The organism is Paenibacillus massiliensis subsp. panacisoli DSM 21345, assembly GCF_000426545.1.
GTDB lineage: Bacteria > Bacillota > Bacilli > Paenibacillales > Paenibacillaceae > Paenibacillus > Paenibacillus panacisoli.
Genome location: NZ_AUFO01000019.1, coordinates 77,491 through 94,173, shown reverse-complemented (window position 1 = coordinate 94,173; position 16,683 = coordinate 77,491). Strand labels below are relative to the sequence as shown.

Here is a 16,683-nt window from a genome sequence, read left to right as displayed (position 1 = left end):
GTTATGAGTGAAATGATGTTGAATACCCAGGAGCGGCGAGTCGTTGTACCAGCGAGACCACGATCCGGGCCATGGCGCGATGCATGGAGGTCCTTCAAGCGTAACAAGTCAGCGGTAATTGGCCTGCTGGTTATTATTTTCTTCATTATAATAGCGCTTGGAGCTCCATGGATCGCACCAGGAGACTATAAGGAGCAGGAGTTGACCAACCGTCTGCAGGCACCATCAGCCGAGCATTGGTTCGGGACGGATGATCTGGGTCGGGATATTCTGACACGCACAATTTATGGGGCCAGAATTTCTCTGTGGGTAGGCTTCGTGTCTGTGATTGGTTCGATTGTGGTAGGCACGGCACTGGGAATCATGGCAGGCTTTTTTGGAAAATGGGTGGACATGCTCATTTCGCGTTTGTTTGATATCCTGCTAGCTTTCCCGGCCATCCTGCTGGCCATCGCAATTGTCGCGATTTTGGGGCCTTCCTTACAAAATGCCCTATACGCCATTGCCATTGTGAATGTACCGACTTACGGACGACTGGTCCGCTCCAAGGTGCTCAGTCTGAAGAACGAAGAGTACATTACAGCGGCGAAGGCTATGGGGGGGAGCAATGCACGAATCTTGATTAGACACATCCTTCCGAATAGCCTGACACCGATCATTGTTCAGGGTACGCTGGGTATTAGCACAGCTATTATTGAGGCTGCTGCTCTTGGCTTTCTGGGCATGGGGGCTCAGCCGCCTCTCCCAGAATGGGGCAAAATGCTGTCGGATTCCAGGCAGTTCATTCAGACGGCACCTTGGACCGTCTTTTTCCCAGGCCTCGCCATCATGCTGACTGTCCTTGGCTTCAACCTGCTGGGTGACGGGCTGCGTGATGTACTTGACCCTAAAATGAAATAGAAGAGGGAAGTCTGGCCAAGGTAGTGGCTACACGCTTTTCGGAAAGCCTAAAAATGTGTATAATCACTCCAATAGGTTGGGAGTGAAACGTATGACATGGAAATCAAAAAGAGAACATCGCCAGCATCCTGAGGATTTGCGTGTGGATGCTTCGCGAGCTGCATATGAACGAGATTATTCCAGGCTGATCCATTCGCCGACGTTTCGAAGATTGCAAGGAAAGTCGCAGGTGTTTGGCGCTGGAACAGGCGATTATTATCGGACAAGACTTACCCATTCTCTGGAGGTTGCCCAGATTGCGAGAGAGGCTGCACGCAGTCTGATTCGCTCCTACCCGGAGGTGCTGGCGGAGCAGGCCGATAATCCTGGATTGATCATTGACTCTGAGGTCGTCGAATGTGCCTCCATTGCTCATGACTTCGGGCATCCTCCTTTTGGACATAAGGGAGAAGAGGTGCTGGATGGTATTCTGGATCAGCTGGTGCATACCAAAGCCGAGCAGCTGGCGCTGTCACAGGGCTTTCCGCCACAATCCGAACCAGCTCTGCAAGCACGCGTCGCCATGCGACATAAGTATGAGCACTTTGAAGGCAATGCCCATAACTTTCGGCTTATGATGTTTCTGGAGAAGCGTGAGAATATTGATGGCCTGAATCTGACGGATGCAGTCCTGTTGGGTGTCAATAAATATCCGTACCCAGGAACGGTAAATAAGAAGGGGATGTATCTGCACGAGTGGCAATATATTCAGGCTATTCGCAACGACTGGGAAATTCCGAATGGGAAGAAGACGCTGGAGGCTCAGCTCATGGACCTTTGCGATGATATCGCCTATTCGGCTCATGATCTGGAGGATGGCATCAAGGCTGGCAAGATTGAGGTGCATGAACACTTTCTCTATGATCCGTATCTCAAGCGGCTGATTGTAGAGAAGATTACGACGCTGGAGGATGCCTTCTGGCAAGGCTGGACGGAGGAGCAGATTGGTCCGAAGGTGGATCAGGTGTTGTCGGAATTCCTCAAGGTATGGACTAGCAAAATGCCACTCTGCGAGCACGACTATTCCCGGACGAGACGAGAGGTCAAGGCTTACTGGGTAAGCTTGTTCGTAAGCAGTCTTGGTGTCATCGAAGATGGCAACTGGAAGAAGGTTACTTTCGTGAAGGAAGGGAAAGAGGATCTGGATATGCTGCGCACGGTGAGTGTCTTGAAGAGCTTTGCATGGGTGACGATGATTCGTGATCTGCGAGTGCAGCGTCTCCAGAAGCGAAGCGAATGGATGCTGAAGCGCTTATGGCAGGCTTTTCTAGATCCGGAGACCTCGAAGTCGATTATTCCGAGCGACTGGCTTCAGCGCTATGAGCGCGATCAGGCCAAGCCGAATCCGATCTGGACCTGGGAGCATATGGTCATTGACTATATTGCCGGAATGACAGACGCCTTTGCTGAGAAAATTTATAATGAGCTATACGGTCTGAAGGTAGGGTCTATCTACGATCTGGACTGATCTTATCTCATGGGTCCGCCTATTTGGTTGATCAGATATGCTTGATTTGGTCATCTTCATGTAGATTCACTACAAGTAGATTTAGGTCACATTCATCCTCATAATCGTTAAAGCGAAGCAGAGCAGCATTCTCCTGTATTAGGGGGTGCTGCTCTTCGTTTTTAGTTATGAACTATTTGCTATAACTGTTTGCTTTAAAGTATAGATGCTGAGCTGAGTATAACCATGTCTATTTCATGGCTTGGGATAGATGCTAATGTGCATGCGGAATGTCATTGTTCCCTGACACAGAGGTCCTTATAATATAGGCTCTTATACTTGTAGAAGGGTTCAAAATTGGGCATGATGCCTGATTTTATGTAAGGGTTTATTAAACTTTCACCAATTTGTGTTAACTTTTCGCTCATAGCTTGACAGTAGGTAGCAAACTGCCGACACTAGCAATATAGGTCTATATAACTATGAAAGATGACGATTGAAGGAGTGGGCAGAAGGATATGGAAAAGGGAAAAAAATGGAGAGAGAAACGTACTGTAAAAGCTCGATCGCCCCAACAACGAAGCTGGAAGCATAGATTTAGAGAACAGGCTTCCAAGCTACGTACAATCCCGTGGTCCAGCTTGCACAAGGGACTGGATGCCCGTGCCAGCATCAAAAGCTTCGTTCGGCTCATCTTTGGCATGCTTGTAGTCTACCTACTGATCTTTGGAGCGCTGACATTATACCAGACGCTGAAGATGCAGCAGAGCACAGACGGAATTGTGAATCGGATCATGCCGTCTCTTGAGCATATTAACAATGTCCATTTTGCTACAGAACATATCCTAACACTTAGTTTTCGACATTTTGCTACGAGTGCACCAGCAGAGCGGGAGCTTATAGAGGAAGAACGGGCGGTAATGATTCGTACCGTAGCTGACAGCATGAAGGTGTTGAAGGCTACTGCCACAGATTCGACTGAGTTAGAGCATCTGGAGTCCTTGCGGAGCAAATGGGACCAGTATCTCAAGCTGAATACGCAGGCATTGAAGCTGAGTCAGGCTGGGCAAGGGGAGCTGGCCTCGGAGGTTGCCGAGAAGGGTATGGATGCTTTTAATGTTATGCAGAGGGATATGGATCAATTAATCAGTCTGAACAAGGAGCGGGTGAGCGGAGAGGTAAGCCGCGCTGAGAATAGCTTCACCTTGGCACTCTGGATTACCGTCATTTGTCTTCTGATTGCGGTAGCCGCAGCTTATTTTGCCAATCAACAAATGTTCCGCAAAATCGTAAAGCCACTGATGGATGTAACTCATGGTGTGAAGGTAGTCGCAGCGGGAGATTTGAGCGGTCAGGATATTGAGGTCCGCAATCAGGATGAGATCGGCACGCTGGTGCATGCTGTGAATGCGATGAAGCATAATCTGGTTGCAATGGTGACGAATATTCAGGATATTTCAAGTCTGATGAACCAGCGGAGCGGGGAGCTTAATGTATCTGCTGAGGAGGTCAGAGCTGGAAGTCTACAGATCTCGGTGACGATGGAGGAATTGGCGAAGGGGGCGGAAAATCAAGCCCAGACAGCAGCGGATTCGGCCAGAACGGTAACTGAGCTAAGTGAGCACATTGTGAAGCACGCACGTCAAGGACAAGAGCTGCAGCAGACCTCACAGCTTGTCAGGGGCCAAGGAGAGAACGGTCAGCTGGCGATGAAGAATCTGGGACAGCAAATGCACGCGATTGCAGGTCTGGTCAAGGACGCAATGAGTAGGGTCACGGAGCTGGATCATAAGAATCAAAGTATTACCAAGCTTGTGGGTAACATTCGTGAGATTGCCAGCCAGACCAACATGCTTGCATTGAATGCTACAATAGAAGCAGCACGTGCTGGTGAGAGTGGACGAGGATTTGCCGTGGTGGCAAAGGAAGTAAGCCTACTGTCCGCAGCAGTAAGTGACACAGTCGCCGAGATCACGGATATGACGGCTGGGATTCAGCAGGATTCCCGTACAATTGTGAAGCTTCTGGAGGACGGCGTGGAACAGACAGATCAGGGCGATCGGCAGATGGTCGTTACAGGAGACGCGTTCAAGGAGATCATTTTATCGGTAGAGCAGATGGCAGATATCATTACAGAAATTGGCGAGCGACTGCACGCGATGGAGCAGTCCAGTATGATAATGAAGGAACACAGCGAGAATATTTCGGCAGTGTCCGAGCAATCGGCGGCAGGAGCACAAGAAGTTACGGCATCGGTACAGCAACAAAGCGGAACTCTGGACACCGTGGCTGGCAGTATTCTGGAGCTGAAGGAGATGTCAGATAAGCTGCTGCAATCGGTGTCGCGCTTTACCCTAGGAGGATGATGATGGAAATAGACAAAGCGCATCACAACTTTGCATGGACTTACAACGAGCGCGCGTTAGAGAAATCTGAGAAATACCTCTATGTATACACCTGTCATATTACAGAACGAGAGCTGTGCCAATTGGAGCTTGACAGCTTGTTCGGGCAGCCGCCGCAGCACGATCATCTATATATGGCTAACAGAAGGATAGAACCGGGGCAAAGTGCGTTTATCCGTCTGCGGCTGGAAGTGCTAGCATGCTCTTCCGAATGGGAGGATATTTGTGAGTACGCCGGGCAGCTACGACTGCCTGAAGGGGAGACCTTCAAGGTTCATTGTCTGAAGGAAAGCGATATGCCCTTGGATTACTCGGAGCGAAGACATCTGGAGCGCCAGCTCGGCATGCTAATTCAAGGCTCAGCTCGTATGAAGAATCCTGATTGTACATTGGGGCTGACCTATGTCGAAGGAGAATGGGTGCTCGGACTTTGTGAAGAAAGTGATCGTTCGTGGCTGGAGCGCAGGCATAAGCCCTATAACTATTCGACGGGTCTACCGATGGTAGCAGTGAGAGCTTTGATTAATATAGCCTTGCCTGATGCTGAAGGTCGAACTTTGATTGACCCCTGCTGTGGAATGGGCAACGTCCTGATTGAGGCGCTGCATATGGGGATCAGAGCCCAAGGGAGAGATATGAATCCGCTGGCTATTCAGGGGGCACGCGTCAATCTTAAGCATTACGGCTATGGAGAAGAATACGTCACCCTAGGTGATATGAATCATATCACAGCTCGTTATGATGCGGCGGTACTGGATATGCCCTACAATCTGTGCTCGGTTCAGTCAGTGACGGAACGAGAGAATATGCTTGCAAGCCTTAGAAGAATGACGGATCGGGCCATCGTTATCAGCATGGAATCCATCAAGGAATCGCTGGAGCAGGCAGGATGGATGGTTATGAATACAGCGAGATTGCCTAAAGGGGAAAAAAGCTCCATGGTCAGAGAGATCTACGTCTGTGGAGCACACTGACACTTTCCTGAGTGCAGAAGCTAAGCAGAAGGGGCATGCATACCTGACATGGCTTGAATTGGAAAAGTATAGCCACATGAGCTCGTAAAAATATAACAGCGATAGTTCGTAGGCGTGTACGTTTTATTCAATGAAAGATCGTAAAAGACCGTAAAAGACCGTCTCCCAGTCATGGTTGATATGCTCCCTTACTACGACAGGTGGTAGAGAACTTGCAGCTGCAAGGGGAACATATCTTGATGACTTCGGAGACGGTTTTTAGTCATTTAATATTTTTTGCTATAGTCCACAAAGTTTCGCTGAGGGGTCTGACCCTTGATGTAATCCTGTAGATTCTCTAAGAAAATCGGCAGGACTCGTTCGCTATAACGATCTGTGCTTCCGGCAATATGAGGAGTGATCAGGACATTGTTCATGCTCCATAGCGGGTGCTCAGCTGGTAGTGGTTCTTCCTCGAATACATCCAGCCCTGCATAGGCGAGTGTGCCTTGCTCCAGTGCCTGAATGAGGTCATCCGTCTTGACCGTGCTGCCACGGCCTACGTTGATGAAGCTGCTGCCCGGCTTCGCGGCCTGAAATGCACGTTCGTCGAACAAGTGATGAGTCTCTTCTGTGTATGGGAGAATGTTCACAATGACGTCAGCCTGTGCCAAGGCATCGTACAGGCCATCCATCGTATACATGTGATCCACATGCGGTACACTCTTCCCTGAACGGCGAACACCTAGCACTCGCATACCGAAGGCGCTGGCAATCCGGGCTGTCTCTGATCCGATCTCGCCGACGCCGACGATCAGCATGGTCTTCCCGTGAATTTCACCCAACTCGGACGCTGGAGGAGACCACTGACGTTGTGGCTGATGCTGAGCAGAGGGATGGATATACCGGGTATGTGCGAGCAGGAGGCCGAAGATCATCTCAGTAATGGGAATGGCATGGACTCCACTGGCATCCGTCAATACGATATTTCGATTCGCAAGCTTCTCCAAAGGCATCTTATCTATGCCAGCGGACCAGCTCTGGATCCAGCGCAGCTTGCTATCCTCATGAAGTGCAGCAGCCTCCAAGCCTCGTGACCAGCCGATGAGAATTTCCGCTTCCTGAATAATCGCTGGGTCGATCTTCTTGGCTTTCCCCAGAATAAGGCGGAATTCGGGAGCAGCTTCCCGAATCTGTGCTTCCTGCTCGGTCGTCAGATGATGCAGACATACTATAGTTCTCGACATGGTACTTGACATTCTGATTCCTCCCAAGTCATTCGCATGATATTACTTCTCTATTTCTCAGCATAACAGATGAACGCAAGACCTGCCCAAGATATAGATCCATACGCTTCAATTGCTTTATATCAGTAATTTAACCCATTTAGCAGTGTTCACGCACGAGTCTTGATCCGCTAACAGCCATGCTAGGCATGCATAGCATGGCGATGCTCGAGTTATACTGACTCCACAGCAAGTACCTTGACACAGATTAGATGAGAGTAGAGAATGCTATCCGTTAAGCACACACGTTCCATGTCCTTTAATCTGCACATATTCAGTCAAGGAGCTGATGCATGATAAGATGACACACAAGGCAACGTAGAGCTACGTAACAGAAGGTTGCACTAAATGTAGTTAGGAGAGGGATGCTGAATGACCCCGCCGAATAAGGGTGCTGCTTCGCAAGAAAGAATATTTATCGCTGTTCCATTGCCAGACAGCCTCAAGGAGCAATTGCACGAGTGGGCTGAGATTTTGCGATCAGAGGTTTCTTTTCGCAAATGGACAGATTGGCGAGATTACCATATCACACTTCAATTTTTGGGAGATACGGATACGTCCCGGATTGCTGATCTTGTGCTGGCATTGAAGCGATCGACTGATGACCTCGTGCCATTTCAATTGAAGCTGGGAGCTGTAGGAACTTTTGGTACAACTGACCGACCGCGGGTTCTGTGGCAGGATGTTGAAGGGGAGGTGGATCACTTATATCGCTTGCAGGAGCGAATTGTGGATGCTACTGAGCCACTGGGCTTCCAGAGAGAGGCCAGAGCCTACCATCCGCACATCACGATTGCTCGCAATTACACGGGTACAGCCGCATTCCAGCAAGCAGAGGATACGAATCTTCCACTTACAAATTCGACCTGGAAGGTGGAGTCTTTTGTCGTCTATGCGACACAATTAGGGCAACGACCAATGTATAGAGTTGTGGGTGAAATACCAATAAAAGGGTCCGAAACTTGCTAAACTTCTCTACAAGTGATAATATTGTTCAGCGTTATTCAAAAGTCACATTTTCGGTTACATATACGTTTAAGTGTGCCTAATGTAGCGGGAGGAACAATATGGATATCATTAAAGAGAATCGTTGGGTAGCACCGATGTTAAGCGTGCTGCTGGTATGTATAGTGGGGATTAGTCTGTATTCTGAGGTGCAAAATAAACACAAAATTTCGGAGGCTGTAATCTATAATTCTATCTATTGGTCGGGCATTGGCGAACGATCTATGCAACAGGACAGGATCAGCTCTATGCATTTCTTAAAGGAATCTGATACATCCGTCCCAACCGGGAAAGAAATGCATAGATGGAAACAGATTGAATCGGCTCCCATGCTTCTGAATCAAGTGGAGGAAACGAAGCGACGAGCTACGGCGGAAGCCAAGCGAGTTGCTCAGGTTCAAAAGGCGGAGGCTGCCAAGAAGACAGCAGCTGTGGCCGCAACCTCACAGACCCATACCCCCCCTAACAAAATCTTCTTTACGCGTACGCAAACGCTCACGCAGGCAGAACAAGCCAAGTCTACCTGGAGCTACAGCGTCAAGGCGAATGAAGTGCTTTTGCTGCAAAAAATCGTAATGGCAGAAGCTGAAGGCGAACCGTACGAAGGCAAAGTGGCAGTTGCCAACGTTGTCTTGAACCGGCTGCGGTCAGCCAATTTCCCAGATACAATCCAAAATGTCATCTATCAAAAAGCTCAATTTAGTCCGGTAGCGAACGGGCGTCTTCGTCGTGTTCAGCCTAATGAGGATTGTATTCGTGCTGTGAACGAAGCGCTGAACGGTGTGAAGGCTGTGCCTGACAATACGTATTACTTCTTGTCTCTCACGTTGGCTCAGGATCTGACCGTTCATCATAATCGTGAGAAAGTGAAGACGATCGGGAATCATACTTTTTATAAATAATCGTGCGTCGTCATGTGCGGTTCTATTCGGCTTATGTACTGACAAGTGTATTTGTCCTCCGTTATAACTATAGAATTGAGGGTAAATAATAGCATGCGCTTAACATTTGGAGGTGCCGTTGAATCATGAAAATTACGTATTACGGACATTCTGCAATTTTAGTAGAGGAAGCGGGCAAACGATTCATATTTGATCCGTTCTTGACAGGTAATGCACTTGCTACTATTAAACCGGAAGAGATTCAAGTGGATGCCGTTCTATTGACTCATGGTCATGCTGATCATTTCGGAGATGCTGTGACGATCGCAAAGAATAACGATTGCCCAATCATAGCGGTCTATGAATTAGCGGAATATTGTACCTTACTGGGAGCAAAGGCAGAGCATATGAATATCGGGGGGGGCTTTCAGTTCGACGACTTCCACGTAAAATTCACACCAGCCCTGCATAGTTCTTCACTGACTATGGATGGGCAGACCATCTATATGGGCGAGCCAGCAGGCATACTGTTAACGCTAGGGGACAAGGTGTTCTATCATGCCGGAGATACGGCTTTGTTCAGTGAGCTTCGTCTAATTGGAGAAAGACATCAGATTGATGCTGCAGCATTGCCAATTGGAGACAAGCTCACTATGGGGCCCGATGATGCGTTGCTGGCTGCTTCCTGGATTCGAGCCAAACGAATCATCCCTGTGCATTATGATACCTTCCCCGGGATTGAGCAGGACCCTGTAGCCTTCTGTGAACGATTGGCCCAGGAGGGGCTTGAGGGCAGGCCGCTGCGTCCGGGTGAGAGCTTTGAATTCTAGGAGAAGAAGACACGGTACGAATGCCATTTTCACTTACATCTCTAACAACTAGCCTGTGAACTAAGGTAGATATGATGTGGACAGAAAACGATGTGTGTTATAGATGACAGAGGGTCGAGAGTAAGCCTGTACTAATTGTACTGAGCGTCACTCTCGACCCTTTACTTTTTGGCTAAATTTAGCCCATGCTTCAATTTATAATTTGGTTTATCATGTTACTCAGCACTCAGCTTAGCCTGGCAGTCTCCTTGGTGCCAAGTGAATGCGAGGAAGGTGAAGATGGACCACCGACGCTACGGTGTGACGTCCATTTCTCGGCATATTCCGGCGATAGGGTGCGGGAGGATACGAGCTGATGTACGACCCGCGCTCCTAACTGAGGGTGGTATGACTCCGCTCTAAGCCGGGAGTCGCCTATGCGAATGAGCTCCTCGATGGCTAGCTCCAGATCTGTTACATGCTCAAGCGTGAGCCCGTAGCCCTGCTCGACAAAATAATTGCGGTTCTCCTCCTCCTGTCCGGGAAGAGCTGGGAGGAAGAGCATCGGGATGCGTTTGACCATGGCTTCTGTACAAGTCATGCCTCCAGGCTTGGTAATGAGTACATCCGAGGCGTCCATCAATTGGCTAATCTTGTGAGTGTATCCAAGGATACGCACATGGGGATGATGCCATTGCGGATTCGAATGCAGCTGGTGGTAGAGCTTGCGGTTACTGCCTGTACAAATAATTAACTGTATTCGACCAGATAGCTGGATTAATTGTTCCAGCATCTCATGCTGCGCCGTTATGCCCCAGCCACCACCCATCACAAGCGCGGTAGGCAGGTTTCGTAATCCGAGATTTCGGCGGATACGCTCTTTACTACCCTTGCTCCAGAAGTCAGGATGGACAGGGAGACCCGTGACTGAGATACGTGAAGGCTCAGCCCCATGCGAAATGAGCACATCACGAACCTTCATAGCCGGAGCCAGATAGCCATCGACCTCGGCATTGACCCAGGTACCGTGTGCGTCATAATCGGTAATGAGCGTCAATAAAGGTATATTCAGACCTTGCTGCTTCAGATGCGCGATGACGGCCGCCGGAAAGGGATGGGAGCAGACGATAGCGTCCGGGCTCCATGCCGAGATGATGCGTAGGGCCTTGGCGTAGAAGAGCTTATGCAATGCTAGACGTGTGAATCCATTCAAAGGCTTGTGGTATTGCTTGCGATATAGGATGCCGATCAGCTCTGGCTGGACACTCACAGTTCGGCGGTAAGCATCCAGTAGCACCGGAACCAGCTTCGGATTCAGAACTGTTCCAAGCTCCATCACACAGGTGTCAGTTTCCGGGAACAGGTGCTTTAGTCCGTCTGCCAGAGCCTGTGCTGCCTTGGTATGCCCTGTACCAAAGCCTTCGGACAATAGCATGATTCGTTTTGCTGACATGATACACCTACTTTGCTTCAGATCATTTCATAGCATGGTGGCACATGGCTTGAATGGATGATGATAATATGGATGAGAAAAAAGATGAAAGCTAGAGCTACATTAAATAGAAGCCGTTATTCAAATTGTATAAACGAAAAGAAGATACTTCAATCGTTATTTGTAAATTATGAATGTGAATTCGTTTTATGACGATCTGTTTAAATAGAATAGATATGAATGATAGAAAATACACATATTAATGTATAAATATGCATTGAATCCCCCTGGTTTTTGCATCATTACGGTAAAGCTGTACATCAAAAGATTTATTATCGCTATCATAAAAACTTTGAATTGCTTACGCGTTAGGTGAGTGTTACAATGATATAACTTAATCTTTCTAATAAGAGAGTAGCTGTATAATTATCGAGATTGCACTCCGGAAAGGCCGAACCTTTCCACCTCCAACACGCAAATCGACATCGTCGCCCTCGTATCGAGTGGTGATGTTCGTCATACCCTCTTTTCTCAGCCACTGCTGCTGAACATTTCATTTGTCGCTGCCGTCGTTTCCAATCCGTCCTTACTGAAGGATGGCCCTGATTTTATTAGAGAAAGGTTGCGTTCCATGAGACAGACAGGTTTACCTCCAAAACAGGGTCTATATGATCCTCAATTTGAAAAAGATGCTTGTGGTATGGGTTTTGTTGCAAATATTAAAGGCAAGCCATCTCATGATATTGTGACCCAGGCGCTCACGATGCTGGAGAACATGGAACATCGCGGTGGTCAGGGAAGTGAACCGAATTCCGGTGACGGAGCTGGGATCATGATTCAGATACCACATCAGTTTCTTGCTGATGAGATGCAGAAGCTTGGTGTGAACCTGCCTGAACCTGGTCATTACGGCGTTGGTATGCTGTTCATGTCTAATGATGCGGCTGTCCGCGCAGCACACCAGCAGCGCCTGCAGGAGATCATCGCGGAAGAAGGGCAGGAGTGCCTCGGCTTCCGTGAAGTGCCTACTTATGATGAGATGTTGGGCAAGACGGCCAAAGCAGCCAAGCCATATGTATGCCAAGTGTTCATTAAGCGTGCTGAAGGAATCGAGACGGATCTGGGCTTTGAGCGCAGGCTGTATGTCATTCGCAAGCGTGCGGAGCAGGCCATTCGATACAATGCAGAGGATGCACATGGCGAGAGCTTCTATGCTCCGAGTATGTCCTGTCGAAAAGTGGTCTATAAAGGTATGCTGACTACGGCGCAAGTGGGCCAGTTCTATCTCGACCTGCAGGATGAGCGTCTGTCTTCAGCAATCGCGCTGATTCACTCGCGCTTCAGCACCAATACCTTCCCGAGCTGGGATCGTGCGCACCCTTATCGCTTCATGATTCATAACGGTGAGATCAACACGATGCGCGGGAATGTGAACTGGATGCATGCTCGTCAGGCGCAGTTCGAGAGCGAGCTGTTCGGCGAGGATATCAGCAAGGTCAAGCCAGTCATCAATCCGGATGGCTCAGATACCGCAATGTTCGACAATACGCTGGAGTTCCTGTACTTGAGTGGTCGCTCCCTGCCACACGTAGCGATGATGATGGTACCGGAGCCTTGGAGCAACCATGAGGGTATGGATGCCACGAAGCGAGCATTTTATGAATATCACAGCACGATGATGGAACCGTGGGACGGCCCGGCTGCAATGGCGTTCACAGACGGTATCCAGATCGGTGCGATTCTGGACCGGAACGGACTCCGTCCAGCACGCTACTATGTGACGAAGGATGACCTGATCATTCTGTCCTCCGAGGTAGGCGTACTGAACATTGATCCAGCGAACATCCTCTACAAGGATCGTCTGCGCCCAGGTCGTATGCTGCTCGTGGATACAGAAGAAGGACGTATCGTGTCGGATGAGGAGGTTAAGGCAAGAATCGCTTCCGAGGAGCCGTATCAGGAATGGCTTGATGAGCATCTGATTGATCTCGCCGAGCTGCCTGACGCACCGGAGCTTCCTGAGCCGAAGCACGATAATGTGAATCAGCTACAACTATCGTTCGGGTATACCTTTGAGGAGCTGCGCAAGCTGCTGGAGCCTATGGCTTCCACTGGAGCAGAGCCAATCGGTTCCATGGGTTATGACGCTCCATTGGCCGTGCTGTCGGATAAGCCGCAGCGACTGTATAACTATTTCAAGCAGATGTTCGCTCAAGTAACGAATCCACCGATCGACGCGATTCGGGAAGAGATCGTAACAGCTACGGGGACGACGATTGGACCAGAGCGCAATCTTCTGCATCCAGAACCAGAGAGCTGTCGTCAGATTCGTCTGGAGACACCGGTGCTGTCGAATGAAGATTTTGCCAAAATCCGTCATGTTCACCGTCCAGGCTTCAAGTCCATGACGATTCCTATGTTCTTCAATGCGGCTGATGGCGCCGAAGGACTGCGCAGTGCAATGGAGGGAATGTTCGAAGCAGCGGATCGTGTCATTGAGAAGGGGCATAATATCCTGATTCTGTCGGACCGTGGTGTCGATCATGACAATGCAGCCATTCCTGCACTGCTCGCAGTAGCGGGATTGCATCATCACCTGATCAAACGCGGTACGCGTACGAAGGTGAGTATCTTGCTGGAGTCAGGAGAGCCGCGTGATATTCATCATTACGCGCTGCTGCTTGGCTATGGCGTAAGTGCAGTGAATCCGTATCTGGCATTCGAGACGCTCGACGACATGATTCAGCAAGGCATGCTGCGTGGCATTTCCCATGAGAAGGCCGTTAAGAACTACATCAAAGCCGCTACTAAGGGCGTGCTGAAAATTTTGTCCAAGATGGGGATTTCCACAATTCAATCCTATCGTGGAGCGCAAATCTTCGAAGCAGTAGGCTTGAAGCAGGACTTTGTCGATCAATACTTTACCTGGACACCTTCTCGCATCGGCGGAATCGGTCTGGAGGAAGTAGCGGCAGAAGCCCTGTCACATCATTATCGTGCCTTCAATGAGAAGGATGGCAATGACAAGGTATTGGATTCCGGTGGTGAATACCAATGGCGCAATGATGGAGAGGAACATCTGTTCAATCCACAGACCATCCATCTGTTGCAGCAAGCAGTTCGTACTGGAGATTACCAATTATATAGAAAGTATGCCACGCTGGTGCAGGGCGAGAATGAGAAGAAGCTGACCATTCGCTCGATGCTGAAGCTCAAGCCGGTAGGCGAGCCTATTCCGCTGGAGGAAGTGGAATCCGCTGAGTCCATCATGCGCCGCTTCAAGACCGGGGCCATGTCCTTCGGATCGATCAGTAAGGAAGCGCATGAGGATCTTGCGATTGCTATGAACCGAATCGGAGGCAAGAGTAATACAGGTGAGGGTGGCGAAGACCCTTCTCGCTTCGTAAGAGACGAGAACGGAGACCTGCGTCGCAGCTCGATCAAGCAAGTGGCTTCAGGACGCTTTGGCGTAACCTCCAATTATCTGGTGAATGCGGATGAGATTCAGATCAAGATGGCACAGGGAGCGAAGCCGGGCGAAGGCGGACAACTGCCTGGTCGTAAGGTATACCCTTGGGTTGCCGAGGTTCGCGGTTCCACGCCTGGTGTGGGTCTGATTTCACCGCCGCCTCACCATGATATCTACTCCATCGAGGATCTGGCAGAGCTGATCTATGATCTGAAGAATGCCAATCCACGTGCAGATATTAACGTGAAGCTCGTATCCGAGGTGGGTGTCGGCACGATTGCAGCAGGTGTTGCCAAAGGACGTGCGGATATTATCCTGATCAGCGGCTACGACGGAGGGACAGGAGCATCACCACAAGGCTCCATTCGTCATGCAGGTATGCCATGGGAGCTGGGACTTGCTGAAGCTCATCAGACCCTGATGATCAACAATCTGCGTGATCGTATCGTACTGGAGACGGACGGCAAGATGCTGTCTGGACGCGATCTGGCTGTAGCTGCTCTGCTGGGTGCTGAGGAATATGGCTTCTCTACTGCTCCGCTGGTAGCGCTTGGCTGTATTATGATGCGGGTATGCCAAATGGACACTTGTCCAGTAGGTGTGGCTACCCAGAATCCGGAGCTGCGTAAGAACTATATGGGGGACCCACAGCACGTCGTGAACTTCATGCGCTTTGTGGCTGAGGATGTACGTGAGATCATGGCTGAGCTGGGCTTCCGTACTATTCAGGAGATGGTAGGACGTACCGATTGTCTGGATGCGAATCATGCAGCCAATCACTGGAAGAAGAAGGGCGTAGACCTGTCCGTGCTTCTCCATGTGTCTGAGCTGGCTGCAGGCAGTGAGCGAGTTCGTACACAGCGCCAGAATCATGGTCTGGAAGAGACGCTGGATATGCAGCACCTGCTTCCACTCGCTGCACCAGCGCTTGAAGATAGCATTCCTGTAGAAGCAACACTCCCAATCACGAATGTGAACCGTGCCGTTGGTACGATTTTGGGAAGCGAGGTTACCCGTCGCTATGGAGCAGCGGGACTTCCGGAGGATACCATCCGTCTGAACTTCACAGGTTCGGCTGGACAGAGTCTGGGTGCCTTTGTTCCTAAGGGAATCACGATCAAAGTGGAAGGTGATTCCAACGATTATGTCGGAAAGGGACTTTCTGGTGGTAAAATTATCGTCAAAAAGCCAGCTGAAGCGACATTCGAAGCGAATAAGAATATTATTATAGGTAATACGGCCCTATACGGTGCTACTAGCGGTGAGGCCTACATTAATGGTATTGCCGGAGAACGCTTTGCTGTTCGTAATTCCGGGGTCAAGGTCGTCGTAGAAGGTGTAGGCGATCATGGCTGTGAGTATATGACAGGCGGACGTGTAGTCGTGCTCGGGGATACTGGACGGAATTTTGCAGCAGGGATGTCCGGCGGTATTGCGTATGTGTATGATCCGGAAGCTACCTTCCTGGGACGCTGCAATCTGGAGATGGTACTCCTGGAGCGTGTAGAGGATATAGCTGAGGCCGCAGACCTAAGAGGGCTGATCCAACGTCATGCGGAGTACACAGGTAGTGAAGTGGCTGAGCATATTTTGAATGATTGGCAGAATGCCATTGGGCATTTTGTACGGATCATTCCGAAGGACTACAAGCGGATGGTTGAGCATATTGAGAAGGTCGAAGCGACAGGCTTGACTGGAGATGAAGCCCTGCTTGCAGCCTTTGAAGCCAGTATGCGTGAATTAGCACGTGCCGGCGGGAATTAATTTGGGACTCTGGTAGAGACACTTAAGTGCACGATCAAGGCTACCAAATCATAGTTGAATATTGTATATGAAAAAGACCCGTAGAGTCTCTCTCGATCAGAGAGGAACTTTACGGGTCTTTCCATTTGTTGGAGCGAAAAAAACTTGACAGGTCGAAAAAAAGGCTTTCTATACCCCGTTTTTTGTGGAATGAAACAAGATTTTGGCACAAAAAATACCATATTTTTTTCGATGTAAACGTTTACTATTTTTTGGGTGGCTTGTTATTTCGAAATTTATTCGGTATCATTTTT

10 protein-coding genes are annotated in these 16,683 nt (G+C 49.4%); 8 read left to right on the top strand and 2 right to left on the bottom strand.

What is annotated here, in order from left to right; translation table 11 throughout:
• Positions 1 to 3 precede the first annotated feature (3 nt).
• From nikC to K331_RS0116205, 4 genes are all read left to right on the top strand, one after another.
• Positions 4 to 900: a nickel transporter permease gene (nikC, locus tag K331_RS0116220; RefSeq protein WP_018885075.1), complete on the top strand. Its 897-nt coding sequence runs from the start codon at positions 4 to 6 to the stop codon at positions 898 to 900.
• Between the two features lie 91 nt (positions 901 to 991).
• On the top strand, positions 992 to 2,407 hold the full coding sequence (locus tag K331_RS0116215; RefSeq protein WP_028591103.1) for a deoxyguanosinetriphosphate triphosphohydrolase family protein: 1,416 nt from the start codon (positions 992 to 994) through the stop codon (positions 2,405 to 2,407).
• 497 nt (positions 2,408 to 2,904) lie between these two features.
• Complete coding sequence (locus K331_RS0116210; RefSeq protein ID WP_028591102.1) at positions 2,905 to 4,752, top strand: methyl-accepting chemotaxis protein; 1,848 nt, start codon at positions 2,905 to 2,907, stop codon at positions 4,750 to 4,752.
• Positions 4,753 to 4,754: 2 nt separating this feature from the next.
• Complete coding sequence (locus K331_RS0116205; RefSeq protein WP_028591101.1) at positions 4,755 to 5,765, top strand: TRM11 family SAM-dependent methyltransferase; 1,011 nt, start codon at positions 4,755 to 4,757, stop codon at positions 5,763 to 5,765.
• Positions 5,766 to 6,031: 266 nt separating this feature from the next.
• Here the strand turns inward: K331_RS0116205 and K331_RS0116200 are convergent, their stop codons facing one another.
• A complete protein-coding gene (locus K331_RS0116200) occupies positions 6,032 to 7,003 on the bottom strand; it encodes a D-2-hydroxyacid dehydrogenase (RefSeq protein WP_028591100.1) in 972 nt (323 codons plus the stop codon).
• A gap of 399 nt (positions 7,004 to 7,402) precedes the next feature.
• Here K331_RS0116200 and thpR point away from each other — a divergent pair, with 399 nt between their 5' ends.
• The 3 genes from thpR to K331_RS0116185 all read left to right on the top strand — a co-directional run bounded on the left by thpR (position 7,403) and on the right by K331_RS0116185 (position 9,746).
• Positions 7,403 to 7,999 carry an RNA 2',3'-cyclic phosphodiesterase gene (thpR, locus tag K331_RS0116195; RefSeq protein ID WP_028591099.1) on the top strand — a complete coding sequence of 199 codons (597 nt, stop codon included), beginning with the start codon at positions 7,403 to 7,405 and terminating at the stop codon, positions 7,997 to 7,999.
• A 98-nt stretch (positions 8,000 to 8,097) separates the two neighbouring features.
• The gene (locus tag K331_RS0116190) at positions 8,098 to 8,937 is read left to right on the top strand and encodes a cell wall hydrolase (RefSeq protein WP_028591098.1); all 840 of its coding nucleotides are present in this window, start codon (positions 8,098 to 8,100) and stop codon (positions 8,935 to 8,937) included.
• Positions 8,938 to 9,062: 125 nt separating this feature from the next.
• Positions 9,063 to 9,746 carry a metal-dependent hydrolase gene (locus K331_RS0116185; protein WP_028591097.1) on the top strand — a complete coding sequence of 228 codons (684 nt, stop codon included), beginning with the start codon at positions 9,063 to 9,065 and terminating at the stop codon, positions 9,744 to 9,746.
• 226 nt (positions 9,747 to 9,972) lie between these two features.
• Here K331_RS0116185 and K331_RS29735 read toward each other — a convergent pair whose 3' ends face one another.
• On the bottom strand, positions 9,973 to 11,178 hold the full coding sequence (locus K331_RS29735) for a UDP-N-acetylglucosamine--LPS N-acetylglucosamine transferase (protein WP_036635088.1): 1,206 nt from the start codon (positions 11,176 to 11,178) through the stop codon (positions 9,973 to 9,975).
• 610 nt (positions 11,179 to 11,788) lie between these two features.
• Here K331_RS29735 and gltB point away from each other — a divergent pair.
• Positions 11,789 to 16,390: a glutamate synthase large subunit gene (gene gltB / locus K331_RS0116175; RefSeq protein WP_028591096.1), complete on the top strand. Its 4,602-nt coding sequence runs from the start codon at positions 11,789 to 11,791 to the stop codon at positions 16,388 to 16,390.
• Positions 16,391 to 16,683 lie beyond the last annotated feature (293 nt).